The 13876-nt window shown below is 64.9% G+C and carries 10 protein-coding genes; 6 read left to right on the forward strand and 4 right to left on the reverse strand.

The window, feature by feature from the left end; translation table 11 throughout:
- Positions 1 to 360: 360 nt before the first annotated feature.
- The 3 genes from FYK34_RS06265 to FYK34_RS06275 form a co-directional block, all read right to left on the reverse strand.
- Positions 361 to 1200, reverse strand: a complete 840-nt coding sequence (locus tag FYK34_RS06265; protein WP_196782630.1) for a substrate-binding periplasmic protein — start codon at positions 1198 to 1200, stop codon at positions 361 to 363.
- 149 nt (positions 1201 to 1349) lie between these two features.
- Positions 1350 to 2453 carry an anhydro-N-acetylmuramic acid kinase gene (locus FYK34_RS06270; RefSeq protein ID WP_149295567.1) on the reverse strand — a complete coding sequence of 368 codons (1104 nt, stop codon included), beginning with the start codon at positions 2451 to 2453 and terminating at the stop codon, positions 1350 to 1352.
- A complete protein-coding gene (locus FYK34_RS06275) occupies positions 2453 to 3790 on the reverse strand; it encodes a peptidoglycan DD-metalloendopeptidase family protein (protein ID WP_149295568.1) in 1338 nt (445 codons plus the stop codon). Before FYK34_RS06275 ends, FYK34_RS06270 begins: the two co-directional genes overlap by 1 nt.
- Before the next feature lie 200 nt (positions 3791 to 3990).
- Here FYK34_RS06275 and FYK34_RS06280 point away from each other — a divergent pair, with 200 nt between their 5' ends.
- The 5 genes from FYK34_RS06280 to FYK34_RS06300 all read left to right on the forward strand — a co-directional run bounded on the left by FYK34_RS06280 (position 3991) and on the right by FYK34_RS06300 (position 10800).
- Positions 3991 to 4989, forward strand: a complete 999-nt coding sequence (locus FYK34_RS06280) for a hypothetical protein (RefSeq protein ID WP_149295569.1) — start codon at positions 3991 to 3993, stop codon at positions 4987 to 4989.
- Between the two features lie 6 nt (positions 4990 to 4995).
- The gene (recJ, locus tag FYK34_RS06285; RefSeq protein ID WP_149295570.1) at positions 4996 to 6684 is read left to right on the forward strand and encodes a single-stranded-DNA-specific exonuclease RecJ; all 1689 of its coding nucleotides are present in this window, start codon (positions 4996 to 4998) and stop codon (positions 6682 to 6684) included.
- A gap of 113 nt (positions 6685 to 6797) precedes the next feature.
- Positions 6798 to 8369, forward strand: a complete 1572-nt coding sequence (gene rmuC, locus FYK34_RS06290) for a DNA recombination protein RmuC (protein ID WP_149295571.1) — start codon at positions 6798 to 6800, stop codon at positions 8367 to 8369.
- 66 nt (positions 8370 to 8435) lie between these two features.
- A complete protein-coding gene (gene ddlA, locus FYK34_RS06295) occupies positions 8436 to 9557 on the forward strand; it encodes a D-alanine--D-alanine ligase (RefSeq protein ID WP_149295572.1) in 1122 nt (373 codons plus the stop codon).
- A 232-nt stretch (positions 9558 to 9789) separates the two neighbouring features.
- Complete coding sequence (locus FYK34_RS06300; protein ID WP_149295573.1) at positions 9790 to 10800, forward strand: BMP family lipoprotein; 1011 nt, start codon at positions 9790 to 9792, stop codon at positions 10798 to 10800.
- 83 nt (positions 10801 to 10883) lie between these two features.
- Here FYK34_RS06300 and FYK34_RS06305 read toward each other — a convergent pair whose 3' ends face one another.
- Positions 10884 to 11480, reverse strand: coding sequence for a hypothetical protein (locus FYK34_RS06305; RefSeq protein ID WP_149295574.1), 597 nt, complete (start codon positions 11478 to 11480; stop codon positions 10884 to 10886).
- 252 nt (positions 11481 to 11732) lie between these two features.
- On the opposite strand from FYK34_RS06305, the gene nrdD reads away from it, so the two are divergent.
- A complete protein-coding gene (nrdD, locus tag FYK34_RS06310; RefSeq protein WP_149295575.1) occupies positions 11733 to 13871 on the forward strand; it encodes an anaerobic ribonucleoside-triphosphate reductase in 2139 nt (712 codons plus the stop codon).
- Positions 13872 to 13876: the final 5 nt, after the last annotated feature.

A 13876-nucleotide genomic window follows, 5' to 3' on the forward strand; every position in this document is an offset into this window, starting at 1 on the left:
CGGCAGGTCGGCTTGTGGACAATTCTGTTGAAAAGCTGTGTGCGGGCTGTGGGTAAACACAATATATACCGTCTGCGCCGCTAGGACTGCCCAAATTCTAGTGTTGAGGGTGACACAGTTCAAGTCTTGACTTTGCGCAGAAAACCGGAAATCCGCGCCGTTATTGGCTTTGCGCGCCGTGGAAATTTTTCTGCAAAAAAACGGCAATGAATGGGCGGGCGGCGCAAGCCTTGGAAAGCCGCGGTCTCCCAAGCACATGGCATGGCGGCGGCTGGGGTCCACTATATGTTGTGTAAACGCACTGTTGCGCGCTTGCTACGATAATGGGATGGAAAGTTTACCGTCAGATTGAGGCGGGGCTCAGGGCAGGGGCTGCATCTTGATGGAGGGCGGCAGCCACCAGCGGTATTCGCTGTCCGGCAGCGGGTCGGGGAACATGGGGTTGCGCAGGTAGAGCACGGTGCGCGTCTCTTGTTTCAGCAGCGCGATTTCCGGCTGGTGGTATTGCACGAACAGCTTTTTGAAGGAGCCGTCGCGCAGGGCCAGGATCAGCCCCGTTTCGATGCGCTGGGCCAGCGCATCATTGCCCTTGCGCACCCAGAAATACACCGGGAAACGCATGAACAGAGCATGGCTGTTGTCCGCGGCGAGGTCCGGGTAGCGCGGTCCGTAGACCGCCAACTCCTTGGCGTATTCGTTGATGCCGCGCGGAAAGGCGTCGAAGCGCTGATCGCTCAGCATAGCGAACAGCCCCTCGTAGCTGGGCGAGGTCACCAGCTGCAGGCCGTTGGCCTCCAGGATGGCAAGGTCCGCCCACTGGCTATTGAAGCCAAAACGGACGCTGCGCTTGAGTTCTGCCGGGCTCAGGCGCTGGAAACGCGGCTGGTCGCTTTTGCGTATCAGCAGAACGCGGTAGCCCAGCAAGCCGCGCAGGATGTCTATCTTGACCGGTTGCAGCGCCGCCAGCCGCTCTACGCTGGGGCCCAGCGCCATCACGTCGATGGCGCCAGCCTTCATCATCGCCAGCAGCCTGGCCTGGGTGATGTGCGCGGTGTCCAATTGCTTGATCGTGTCGTCGCCGCCCGGCTTGCGCGTATGGTCCAACGCCAGTTGCAGCAAAGCCCAGCGGTAGTCGTAGAGTTTGCCGCTGGGGGCGCAGCGCAGTTCGGCCGCCCCGGCTGCCCGCGGCAGGCATGCCAAAGCCAAGCTCAGGCAGAGGGGCGGGAGCAGGGCGGAAAGGCGGCGCAAGCGTGGCGGCAGCGGCATGAAAGGACTAGTCAGTAGGATGATGCGCCTATGATAGCCAGCAGCCAGTTTCTTTCAACGTTTTTGTATGCTGCCTTGCGATTTCAGCGTGGGTACAGCGCGCCCAGGATGCGCGGTCCCTGCGCGCCGGTGACGGCCGGCAGGTTGCCCGGCGCGCGCTGGTTGAAGCGCCAGCCCAGCCAGGCGAAGGCGACGGCCTCGATCAGCTGCGCCGGCATGCCCAGTTCTTCGATCGGCGCGACGCGCTGGCCGGGCAGCAGGCTGCCGATGGCCGCCAGCAGCGCGCGGTTGCGGGCGCCGCCGCCGCAGACATAGACGGCCTCGTTGCCGGGGCAGTGCTGGGCGATGGCGTCCGCGGCGCAGCGCGCGCTGAAGGCGAGCAGGGTGGCCTGCACGTCGGCGGCGGCCGGCGGCGCGGGCAGGGCGGATAGGCGGGCCTCCAGCCAAGCGTCGTCGAACAGGTCGCGGCCGGTGCTTTTGGGCGGGGTCTGGCTCAGATACGGTTCCGCCAGCATGGCGGCCAACAGGGGGGCGTGGATGCGGCCGGAGGCGGCCCAGCGGCCGTCGTCGTCATAGGCTTGGCCGGTGTGCCGCAGGCACCAGGCGTCCATCAGCATATTGCCGGGGCCGCAGTCGAAGCCGATGGCGTCTTGCCCGGCGTGCAGCCGGGCGAGATTGCTGATGCCGCCTATGTTCAGGATGACGCGGTTTTCGTCCGGGCTGGAGAACGCGCCTTGCTGAAAAGCGGGAACCAGCGGCGCGCCATGGCCGCCGGCGGCCACGTCGCGGCGGCGAAAGTCCGCGATCACGTCGATGCCGGCCAGTTCCGCCAGCCGCGCCATATTGCCCAGCTGTATGGTGTAGCCATCGTGCGGCGCATGGCGGATGGTCTGGCCATGGCAGGCGATGGCGCGGATATCCTGGGGGCGATGGCCGGACTGTTCCAGCAGCCCAAGCGCGGCCTGGGCGTAGAGCGCGGCCAGGCGGTTGGCCAGGGTCTCGGCGCGGTGCAACTCGTCATGGCCGCGGGCCTGCAAGGCGAGCACCTCCGCCTTGATGGCGGCAGGATAGGGCAGGGCGTGGTCCGCCAGCAGGGTGGGGCGGCCGGCGGAGTCGAAGCGCGCCAGCACGGCGTCCACGCCGTCCAGGCTGGTGCCGGACATCATTCCAATATATAGGTCGTTCATCAATCGATCTGGGCAACATTGACCGGGATGTTTTGCAGCAGGTTCAGCTTGGCGCTGAGCTGGACGCGCTTGGCGCCGAACTCGGCCAGCTGGGTCCGGCTCAATCCCGGCGTGGGCAGGGCGTTGGTGGCCGGGTTTACCGGCTGATCGTTGATTCTAACCTCAAAATGCAGGTGCGCGCCGGTGGAGCGGCCGGTACTGCCGACATAGCCTATCACCTGGCCCGCCTTGACCTTGATGCCGGGCTTCATGCCCTTGGCAAAACCGCGCATATGGGCGTACAGCGTGGCCAGCTTGGCGTTGTGCCGGATCATCACCACATTGCCGTAGCCGTTTTCGCGCGTGGCTTTGACCACTTCGCCGTCGGCCGGCGCCACGATGGGCGTGCCGGCGCTGGCGGCGTAGTCTATGCCGGTGTGCATGCGCAGGGTGTGCAGGATGGGGTGTTTGCGCAGGCCGAAGCCGGAGCTGATGCGGGCGCCGGACACGGGTTGGCGGCTGAAGCCCTTCTTCACCGGCTTGCCGGCGGCGTCATAGAAGGCGCCGCTTTCGCTGTCATGGGCAAAGTAAAAGGCCTGGTACAGCTTGCCTTGCCGTTCGATGGACACCGCCAGCAGGTTGCCGCTGGCGATGGGCGAGCCGGCGTAGACCATGGTTTCGTACACCAGGTTGATGCGGTCGCCGGCGCGCAGGCTGGCGAGGTCGAACTGATCGGCGAAAACTTCGGCCAGCTGGCTGCGGATGTCGGAGGGCACGTTGGCCGCCGCCAGTTCGGATACGGCGCTGCGCTTGACGTTGATGGAACGCACGGTCTCCACGCTTTCCGCCGCCACCGGGTCATTGCTGGCCTGCCATTTGCCGTCGCGCTTTTCCAGCGCGACGAGAATCTGCTCGCCGTTGTCGTCGTCCTGCAGGAAGCGCAGGCCGAACAACTCGCCGGCGTCATTGGTTTGCATGGACAGCGTGGCGCCCACTTTCAGCTTGACCAGGCTCTTGGCCTGCGGGTTGTCGCCGTAGAGCAGCGCGCGCACTTCGTCGCCGCGCACGCCCACGCGGCTCAGCACGCGGGCGATGGTGTCGCCGCGCTGGACGGACTCATCGCGCCAGTAGCGGGTTTGGCTGTCGGCGAAGCGGAATTCAGGCAGGGCCAGCCGCTCCACCACCTGTTGTTGCTGGATGGCCGCCGGTTCGGTCTCTTTGGCGCCGTTGGCCACGGCGAAGGCGGTGGCGGTGCCCAGCAGCGGCAGGCAGGCGGCCACGCCCAGCCAGCTCAGGTGATGATTGAGCAGCCGGTCGGCGCATTTTTGCGGGATGTGTAGCAGTTTGCGATAATCCATCACTTTTCCGGGCAGGCAAGGCCTGCCTGATGCAAGATATTGACGGGTTCCGGCGTCGCCGTCGGCGCGCGCCAAAAGCCTGTTTGGCGAGGCGCGCGGGCGATAGTTCCGGCAAAAGTCGTCAGTTTGCCGCAGATTGTCGCCTCCGCCAAATTCCCATCGGTCAAAATGGCCTTTGCTTTCAATCATTTGGCAAGAAAATGAAATTAACCGTGTTGATGCCGGGCCTGAGCTGGCTGGATGCGCATGATGGCGCCGAGGTCTGCAAGGGGCTTGATCTGCCCGCCTTCCGGCAATTGCTGGGCAAGGGCGCGCTGCAAAAGCGCGAGTGGCGCTTCGCCGCCTGCCTGGCCAAGCTGTGGGGCGCGCCGCCGCAGGGCCTGGCGCGGCTGGCCGCGCGCGCGGCCGGCCTGGATGCCGATTCGGGCGAGTGGCTGTTGGCCGATCCCGTCCACTTGCGCATAGACCGCGACCGCGCGCTGCTGGCCGATGTCGGCGTGATGCAGGTGGCGCAAGACGAGGCGGAGGCGCTGACGCAGGCGTTGAACCGCCACTTCGGCGAGGATGGGCTGGCTTTTCACGCGGTCCAGCCGGGCCGCTGGCTGCTGCAGGCGAAACCGCCGCTGCGCGCCAGCTTCTCGCCGCTGTGGGACGTGGTGGGCGAGGATATCAACCAGCATCTGCCGCAGGGCGAGGCCGGCCTGGCCTGGAGCCGCATGCTGAACGAGCTGCAGATGCTGCTATACACCCAGCCCGTCAACGACGCGCGCGAAATGCGCGGCGAGCTGGCCATCAACAGCGTATGGCTGTGGGGCGAGGGCGAGCCGGGCGACTGGCGCGCGCCGGCGCCGCGTCTGCTGGCGGACGACGAAGCGCTCCGCTGGCTGGCCGCGCAATCCGGCATGGCCGTGGACGACGCGCCGTTCGCCTTTGACGGGCTGGACGACGAGGCGGACAGCGTGCTGCTGGCGGACGCGCTGCAAGCCGCCGCGCAGTACCGCGACGCCTGGGGCTGGCGCGAGGGGCTGGAGCGCATGGAGCGCGACTGGTTCGCGCCGCTGCTATTGGCTCTGCGCCGCGGCAGGCTGGCGCAGCTGACGCTGATCGCTCCCGGTCCGGCCGGCTTCGTACTGACCGTCAAGCCGGCGGACCTGTGGAAATTCTGGAAACGCGCGCTGCCGCCGGCGGCGCTGTACTGAGAGACCATGTCGCAAATCCTTACCCGCGAAGTGCCCGCCGATCTGCAGCAAAAGCTGCTGAACCAGGGCCTGACCCCGCTGCAGGCGCGGCTGTACGCCGCCCGCGGCATTTTCGACAGCCAGGAGCTGGACTACGGCCTGAAGGGTCTGTTGCCGTACCAGAGCCTGAAGAATATTGACGCCATGGCGCGCCGCCTGGCCGACGCCATCGCCGCCGGCCAGCGCCTGCTGGTGGTGGCGGATTACGACGCCGACGGCGCCACCGCCTGCGCGGTGGCGGTGAAGGGCCTGTCCGCGCTGGGCGCGACCATCGGCTACATCGTGCCCAACCGTTTTGAGTACGGTTACGGCCTGACGCCGGAAATCGTGGAGCTGGCGGCGCGCAAGCGGCCGGACATCATCGTGACCGTGGACAACGGCATCGCCAGCGTGGCCGGCGTGGAGGCGGCCAAGGCGCGCGGCATCGAAGTGCTGGTGACCGACCACCACCTGCCCGGCGACACGCTGCCGGACGCGCTGATCGTCAATCCCAACCAGCCCGGTTGCGCTTTCCCGTCCAAAAACCTGGCCGGCGTGGGCGTGATGTTCTACGTGCTGATGGCGCTGCGCGCCGAAATGCGCGCGCGCGGCGCGTTTGCGGACAAGCCGGAACCGAATCTGGGCGAATTGCTGGACCTGGTGGCGCTGGGCACGGTGGCGGACGTGGTGCGGCTGGACCGCAACAACCGCACCCTGGTGGAAAACGGCCTCAAGCGCATGCGCGCCGGCCGCATGGCCCCCGGCATCGCCGCGCTGTTCCGCGTGGCCGGCCGCGCCAGCTACAAGGCCAATACCTTCGACCTGGGCTTTACCTTGGGGCCGCGCCTCAACGCCGCCGGCCGGTTGGACGACATGAGCCTGGGCATCGCCTGCCTGCTGTCCAGCAACGAGGAGCAAGCCACGCGGCTGGCGCAGGAGCTGGACAAGCTCAACCGCGAGCGGCGCGGTATCGAAGCCGGCATGCAGGAGGAGGCGCTGGCCGCGCTGTCCGGCATCGACGCCGACAATCGCTACACGCTGAGCCTGTACCGCGACGACTGGCACCAGGGCGTGGTGGGGATTGTGGCTTCCCGTTTGAAGGAGCGTTTCCACCGGCCGTCCATCGTGTTCGCGCCCGGCGACGAGGGCGAGATCAAGGGCTCCGGCCGTTCCATACCGGGCTTCCATCTGCGCGATGCGCTGGACCTGGTCTACAAGCGCCATCCGGGCCTGATCCTGAAATTCGGCGGCCACGCCATGGCGGCCGGACTGAGCCTGGATGAAAGCCGTTTCGGCGAGTTCCAGCAGGCCTTCGAGGCCGTGGCGCGCGAACTGCTGGACGAAAAGCAGCTGACCCGCACCATAGAAACCGACGGCAGCCTGTCCGCGCGCGAGCTGAACTTGCAATTGGCGGAAACGCTGGCGGCGGAGGTGTGGGGCCAGGGCTTTCCGGTGCCTTACTTCAACGACCAGTTCCTGGTGGTGAACCAGAAACTGGTGGGCGATAAGCACCTGAAGCTGCGCCTGGCGCGCGAGGGCTGCGAATTCGACGCCATGCTGTTCAACCATGCGGATTGGCTGCCGGACCGCATCCAGGCGGTGTATCAGCTGATCGCCAACGAATGGCAGGGGCGCAAGGAGCTGCAGGTTTATCTGCAACATTGGGCGGCGGCGTAAAGTAGGGCGGAAACCCGGCAAAGCCGGGTGTTTCGCCGGTCTAAGGCAAGCGATGAATGGCGGATCGCCCCGTGGGCATCCGCCCTACGCCTGGCATCGATAGGGAACACAGAATGGAAATGTTGATCATCGGCCTGTTGGTCGGTTTGCTAGGCGGCGGCGCGGCCTGGTTCGCCGCGCGCGGCCGGGCGGCGCGGGAACTGGCGCAATGGAGCCAGCAAGCGGCGCAACTGGACGCGCAGTGCCAGGGATTGCGCGAGCAACTGGACGAAGCGCGCTCGCGCGAGCAGGAGGCGGTGCGCGCGCAGCAGGCGCAGGGCCAGCAGCTGGCGGACAGCCAGACCCAGCTGGGCGCTTACGTGGCCCGCGCTCAGCGCGTGCCGGAGCTGGAAAAGCAGCTGCAGGACAGGGAGCAGGCCTTGGCCGCCGCGCAGCGCGAATTGCGGGAATTGGCCGCGCAGCTGGCGGCGCGCGAGGAGCAGGGGCGGGTGCTGGAAGCGCTGGAAGCGCGCAGCCTGCAGCAAGGGCAGGACATTGTCCGTTTGACCGCGCGCGAACAGGAGCTGGCCACCACGCTGCAGCAGGAGCGGCAGCAAAACCAGGAAAAGCTGGCCCTGCTGATGGAGGCGCGGCAGACGCTGTCCGACCAGTTCAAGGCATTGGCCGGCGACATCCTGGAAGAAAAATCCAAGCGCTTCACCGAACAGAACCAGCAAAACCTGGGCGCGCTGCTCAATCCGCTGCATGAGCGCATCCAGAACTTCGGCAAGCTGGTGCAGGACACTTACGACAAGGACAGCAAGGAGCGGCTGACGCTGGAGACGGAGCTGAAGCGGCTGCAAGAGCTGAACACCCGTCTGGGCGACGACGCGGTGGCGCTGACCAACGCCCTGACCGGCGCCAGCAGCAAGGCGCAGGGCACTTGGGGCGAGATGGTGCTGGAAAAGGTGCTGGAAACCTCCGGCCTGAGCAAGGATCGCGAATACCGGGTGCAGGTATCCGACGTGGTGGAAACCGAGGACGGCATCAAGCGCTACCAGCCGGACGTGGTGATAGACCTGCCGGAAGGCAAGCAGCTGGTGGTGGACTCCAAGGTTTCCTTGAACGCCTATGTCCGCTATACCGCGGCCGAGGACGACGCCGCGCGCGAGGCGGAGCTGAAAGGCCACATCGCCGCCATCCGCGCCCATATCCGCACGCTGTCGGAGAAGCGCTACCAGGACTTGTACAAGTTGCACACGCTGGACTTCGTGTTCATGTTCATTCCCGTTGAGCCGGCTTATCTGCTGGCGGTGCAGCACGATATGAGCCTGTTCAACGAGGCCTTCGAGCGCCGCATCATGATCGTGGGCCCCAGCACGCTGCTGGCCACGCTGCGCACCGTCGCCAGCATCTGGCGCTATGAGTACCAGAACCAGAACGCGCAGGAGATCGCCCGCCAGGGCGGGGCGATGTACGACAAGTTCGTCGGCTTCGTGTCGAACATGGAAAAGCTGGGCAAGCAGCTGGATGTCAGCCGCGATACCTTCACCGACGCGATGAAGCAGCTGTCCAGCGGCAGCGGCAATCTGGTGAACCGCGCGGAGAAGCTGCGCAAGCTGGGCATACGCAATAGCAAGCAGTTGGCTTCGCAGCTGCGGCTGGAAAGCGGCGACGACGCCGAGGACGAGCCGAGCGAAGCCTAGCCAGCCGCGGGCGGCATGAAATTACGTTATCATGCCGCCACTTGATTTCTTATGTTGGAAGCGGCCATGGGCAAGATACGGGTGGGTTTGATTTTCGGCGGCCAATCGTCCGAGCACGAAGTGTCCCTGCAGTCCGCCAGGAATATCCTGGAGGCCTTGGATAAAGATAAATTCGAGGCCCTGCTGATAGGCGTGGACAAGCGGGGGCAATGGCATGTCGGCCAGCCATCCAGCTTCCTGTTGCATGCCGACGACCCCGCTCGCATCGCCCTGCGCGAAACCGGCGAGGGCCTGGCCCTGGTGCCGGGCGAGAAAGAACGACAGCTGGTGGATGCCGCCAACGCCAGCCCGCTGCAGCAGGTGGACGTGGTGTTTCCCATCGTGCACGGCACCTTGGGCGAGGATGGCTCGCTGCAGGGCCTGCTGAAAATGGCCAACATTCCCTTTGTCGGCGCCGGCGTGCTGGGTTCCGCCGTGTGCATGGACAAGGATGTGGCCAAGCGCCTGCTGCGCGACGCCGGCCTGAAGGTGGCACCCGGCGTCACGCTGACGCGGGCCAAGGCGGCGCAGGCGGATCTGGCCGCCATCGTGGCCCAGCTGGGCCTGCCGCTGTTCGTCAAGCCGGCCAATCAGGGCTCTTCCGTGGGCGTGAGCAAGGTCAAGCGCGCGGAAGACTTGCGCGCGGCTTTGGACGAAGCCTTCCGTTTCGACCACAAGGCGCTGGTGGAGCAGGCGGTGGTCGGCCGCGAGATAGAGTGCGCGGTGCTGGGCAATGAGCATCCGCAGGCCAGCGGCTGCGGCGAGATCGTGCTTGCCGACGAGTTCTACGCTTACGACACCAAGTATCTGAACGAGGCCGGCGCGCGCGTGGCGGTGCCGGCGGATATCCCGGATGAAGCCTGCCAGCGCATCCGCGCCATCGCCATTCAGGCTTTTCAGGCGCTGGAGTGTAGCGGCATGGCGCGCGTGGACGTGTTCCTGACGCCGGACGGCGAGGTGGTGATCAACGAGCTGAACACCTTGCCCGGCTTCACCAATATCAGCATGTATCCCAAGCTGTGGCAGGCGGCCGGCCTGTCTTACCGCGACTTGATCACGGCGCTGATCGAGTTGGCGCTGGAGAAGGGCGCGCAGGATGCCGCGCTGTGCCGCAACGCGGCTTTGCCGGGCGGATTCGGGCAGTTTTAAAATTTTCCGACAGTTTTATCTATATTTGTTTACACGAGGGGTGGCGCTGGGTAGAATCTCGCCGCTTCAATTGGCGAGTTGTATGCGCCGCCAGCAGGCGGTCTGCAAGCTCCGCGTCCAGTCCCGTCGCGCCATGCTCCTGGGGAGCTTTCCGCGCGACGCGTTCCTCGTTGAAGCGCCGGATGGATGGGTTCGATCCGGCTCCATCTCAAAACTACTACTAGAAAAGTTGATGAAAATGACGTTTGCGATCAAGACCGCAGGCTGCGCTGTAGCCGCAGTTCTGCTGGCCGGCCCGGCGCTGGCCAAGGACTTCTCCGTTGCCGTGGTATACGACCAGGCCGGCAAGTTCGACAAGAGCTTCAATGAAGCCGCCTACACCGGCGCGGAACGCTTCAAGAAAGAGTTCAAGATTGATTACCGCGAAGGTCAGCCCACCAACGACGCGCAAAAAGAGCAAGTGCTGCGCAATATGGCGCGCAAAGGCGCCGACCTGGTAGTAGCCGTGGGCTTCGCATACAGCCAGGCCATCGAAACCGTGGCCAAGGAATTCCCGAATACCAAGTTCACGCTGGTGGATTCCGTCGCCAAGGGCAGCAATGTGCAGAGCATCGCCTTCAAGGAGCAAGAAGGCTCCTTCCTGGTGGGCATGGCCGCCGCCATGAAGTCCAAGACCGGCAAGGTGGGCTACCTGGGCGGCATGGACGTGCCGCTGATCCGCGCCTTCGGCTGCGGCTACGCGCAAGGCGCCCGCTATGTGAACCCGAAGGCCGTCGTGTTGCAAAACATGCTGGGCACCACCCCGACCGCCTTCAACGACCCGTCGCGCGGCAATGAGCTGGCCAAGAGCCAGTTCGACCGCGGCGCGGACGTGATCTTCGCCGCCGCGGCCCTGTCCAATGTGGGCGTGCTGCAGGCCGCCAAGAGCGCCGGCAAGTACTACATCGGCGTGGACAGCAACCAGAACTACATGCAGCCGGGCACCGTGCTGACCTCCATGGTCAAGCGCGTGGACAACGCCGTGTACGAAACCATGCGCGATGCCAAGAACGGCACCTGGAAGCCCAGCGTCAAGCTGATGGGCCTGAAGGAAAACGGCGTGGACTGGGCGCTGGACAAGTACAACCGCGCGCTGATCACGCCGGAAATGGAAAAGAAGATCGTCGCCGCGCGCAAGGACATCATCGCCGGCAAGATCAAGGTGGTGGATTACCGCGCCAACAACAGCTGCCCGGTGAACTAAGCCCGGTAGTCGATGCCGGCCCTATATGGCCGCTCAAAGGACCGCACGCCGCGAACCTGGTTTCGCGGCGTGTTTTTTTTTGCTTACGGGCAGCCGCTTTGCGCGCCGGGCGCGCAGCGCTGGGCCGGGTTTGCCAGCGCCTGCTGCAGCGTGTCGAAAAACTGGCGATAGCTCGCCTGGTCGCTGCATAGCAGGGTGCGGGAGTTGCCATTGCTGTCCCAGATGGTCTGGCGGATATGCGCGCGCAGTTGCAGCTGCCTGGGCTGGGGGGAGGCGCGCAGGGCCAGCGTCAGTTCCGTGGTCTGGTGGTCTGGCTTGCCCGGCAGCGGGAATTTCAATTTCAGCAGGCCGCGCAGCACTTGCCTGGCCTGGCTGACCAGCACTTCGTCCTTCTCCGCCCTAATGATGCCGAAATCGGCGTCGACATCCACCCGCTTGTAGCCCATCTGCTCCAGCGCTTGGCGCGCGGCATTCAGGGCGGCGGCGGGGGAGGCGTTCTGGATTTTGCTGTCGCGGACTTGCAGATAGCGTTGCATTTCCTCTGCGGTGGGCTCCACCCGTATCTGGGTGGAGCTGTAGCTCAGGATGCGTCCTCCCTGGCCCTGTATGGACTCTTGGTTGCTAGCGAGGGCGCCGGCGGGCAGCGAGAGCGCCAGACAGATGGCGAGGGGGTGGCGCATGGCAGTCTCCATGGGGTCGTGTCAGGGATGATGCGCGGCAAATTATGACTTTGGTGTATCGCTTTGTGCGCCCGGGGCCGGCTGGCGCGGAAATCACTATATATTGATCGCGGGCAAATATTAAACCCATATTTTGAATAAAAAGCCGGGCGACGGCGTCGGAAATTGGCCACAATATCGTCCGTTGCGGGGCCGGCCAGCCAGGGTTGCGCCATTTCCGCTTCTCCTGCGACTCGATATGGGGGTGAGACAATGCTTCAGGTGCGCAAACGCGATGGCGCGATGGTGGAATTCGACATCGGCAAGATTGCCAATGCCTGCCGCAAGGCTGCCGCGGCGGCAGAGCACGCCGAACCGGCTGCGCTGGCCTTGGAGATCGCCGCGCAAGTGGAGCGCGAATGCCGCGAGCTGGCGCGCGACGGCCGCCTGGACATTCCAGCCATCCAGAAGCGGGTGGAGGACGCGCTGATGCGGCGCTATCCGGAAGTGGCGCGCGTCTACATCGAATACCGCCATGACCGCGACACCGTGCGCGCGCAGGGCTCGGAGCTGCACGCCAAGCTGATGGGCCTGGTGCACAAGACCGACCAAGAGGCGACCACGGAAAACGCCAACAAGGACGCCAATGTCTTTCCCGTGATGCGCGACCTGATGGCCGGCATCGTCTCCAAGCAATTCGCCGGCAATTTCCTGCCCAAGGATATCCTGACCGCGCACCATGACGGCGACCTCCATTTCCACGATCTGGACTACTCGCCCTTCCTGCCTTTCACCAATTGCTGCCTGGTGGACTTGAAAGGCATGCTGGAGCAGGGCTTCCGCCTGGGCAACGCGCAGATAGAAAGCCCCAAGTCCATAGGCGTGGCTTGCGCGGTCACCGCGCAGATCATCGCCCAAGTGGCCAGCCACCAGTATGGCGGCACCACCATTCCCAATATCGACCAGACCCTGGCGCCCTACGTGCTGAAGAGCTATCGCAAGAACCTTGAGGTGGCCAGGCAGTACGGCATCGCCGATCCGGAGCGCTATGCGCGCGAGCGGACGGAGAAGGAGTGCTATGACGGCATCCAGGCCTGCGAATACGAGATCAATACCCTGTTCAGCTCCAATGGCCAGCAGCCTTTTGTCACCTTTTCCTTCGGCATGGGCACGACCTGGGAGGCGCGCATCATCCAGCAGTCCATCTTGCGCGTGCGCATCAAGGGCTTGGGCAAGGAGGGCATCACGCCGGTCTTTCCCAAACTGGTGATGTTCATAGATGAGGGCATCAATCTGAAGCCGGGCGATCCCAATTACGACATCAAGCAGCTGGCGCTGGAATGCACATCCAAGCGCATGTATCCGGATATCATTTCCGCGCAGTTGATCCGCCAGACCACTGGCTCGTCGGTGCCGGTCTCACCCATGGGCTGCCGCAGCTTCCTGGCGGTTTGGCGCGATGCCGCCGGCCGCGAGGTGCTGGATGGCCGCAACAACCTGGGCGTGGTCAGCCTGAACCTGCCGCGCATCGCCATCGAGGCGCAAGGCGATGCGGACGTCTTCTGGCGCCTGATGGAGCGGCGGCTGCAGCTGTGCTTCCGCGCCTTGATGCTGCGCATCGAGCGGCTGCGAGGGGTCAAGGCCAATGTGGCGCCGATTCTTTACACCGAAGGCGCCTTCGGCATGCGCCTGCGGCCCGACGAGGACATCATGCGGCTGTTCGATCACGGCCGCGCGTCCATTTCCCTGGGCTATATCGGCCTGCACGAGGTGGCGGTATTGCTGTTTGGCGCGCATCCCGCCGATAGCGCCGAGGCGCAGGCATTTCAACGCCAGGTGGTGGCGCGCATGGCGGCGGCGGCGGCGGCGTGGCGGCGCGAGACCGGCTTCGGTTTCTCGCTGTATTCCACGCCCAGCGAATCCTTGTGCCACCGCTTCTGCAAGCTGGACCGGGAGCGATTCGGCGAGATCGCGGAGGTGACGGACAAGGGCTATTACACCAACTCCTTCCATCTGGACGTGTTCCGCAAGGTCAATCCGTTCCAGAAGATAGACTTGGAGGCTGGCTTCGCCGAGCTGGCCAGCGGCGGCCATATCACCTATGTCGAGCTGCCCAATATGCAGCACAACCTGAAGGCGCTGGAGGCGATCTGGGATTATGCGCTGCAGCGCGTGCCGTATTTCGGCAGCAATACGCCGGTGGACTCATGCGGCGAGTGCGGCTTCATGGGCGAGGCGGCGGCCGATGCGTCGGGTTTTTGCTGCCCGCAGTGCGGCAACCGCGACAGCGCCTCGTTGTCCGTCACGCGCCGGGTGTGCGGCTATCTGGGCAGTCCCAACGCCAGGCCTTTCAATGCCGGCAAGCAAAAGGAAGTGATGCGCCGGGTCAAGCACTATGGCGGCGAGCACTGAGCGCG

This window comes from Chromobacterium paludis, from assembly GCF_008275125.1.
In the GTDB taxonomy this organism is placed as follows: Bacteria; Pseudomonadota; Gammaproteobacteria; order Burkholderiales; family Chromobacteriaceae; genus Chromobacterium; species Chromobacterium paludis.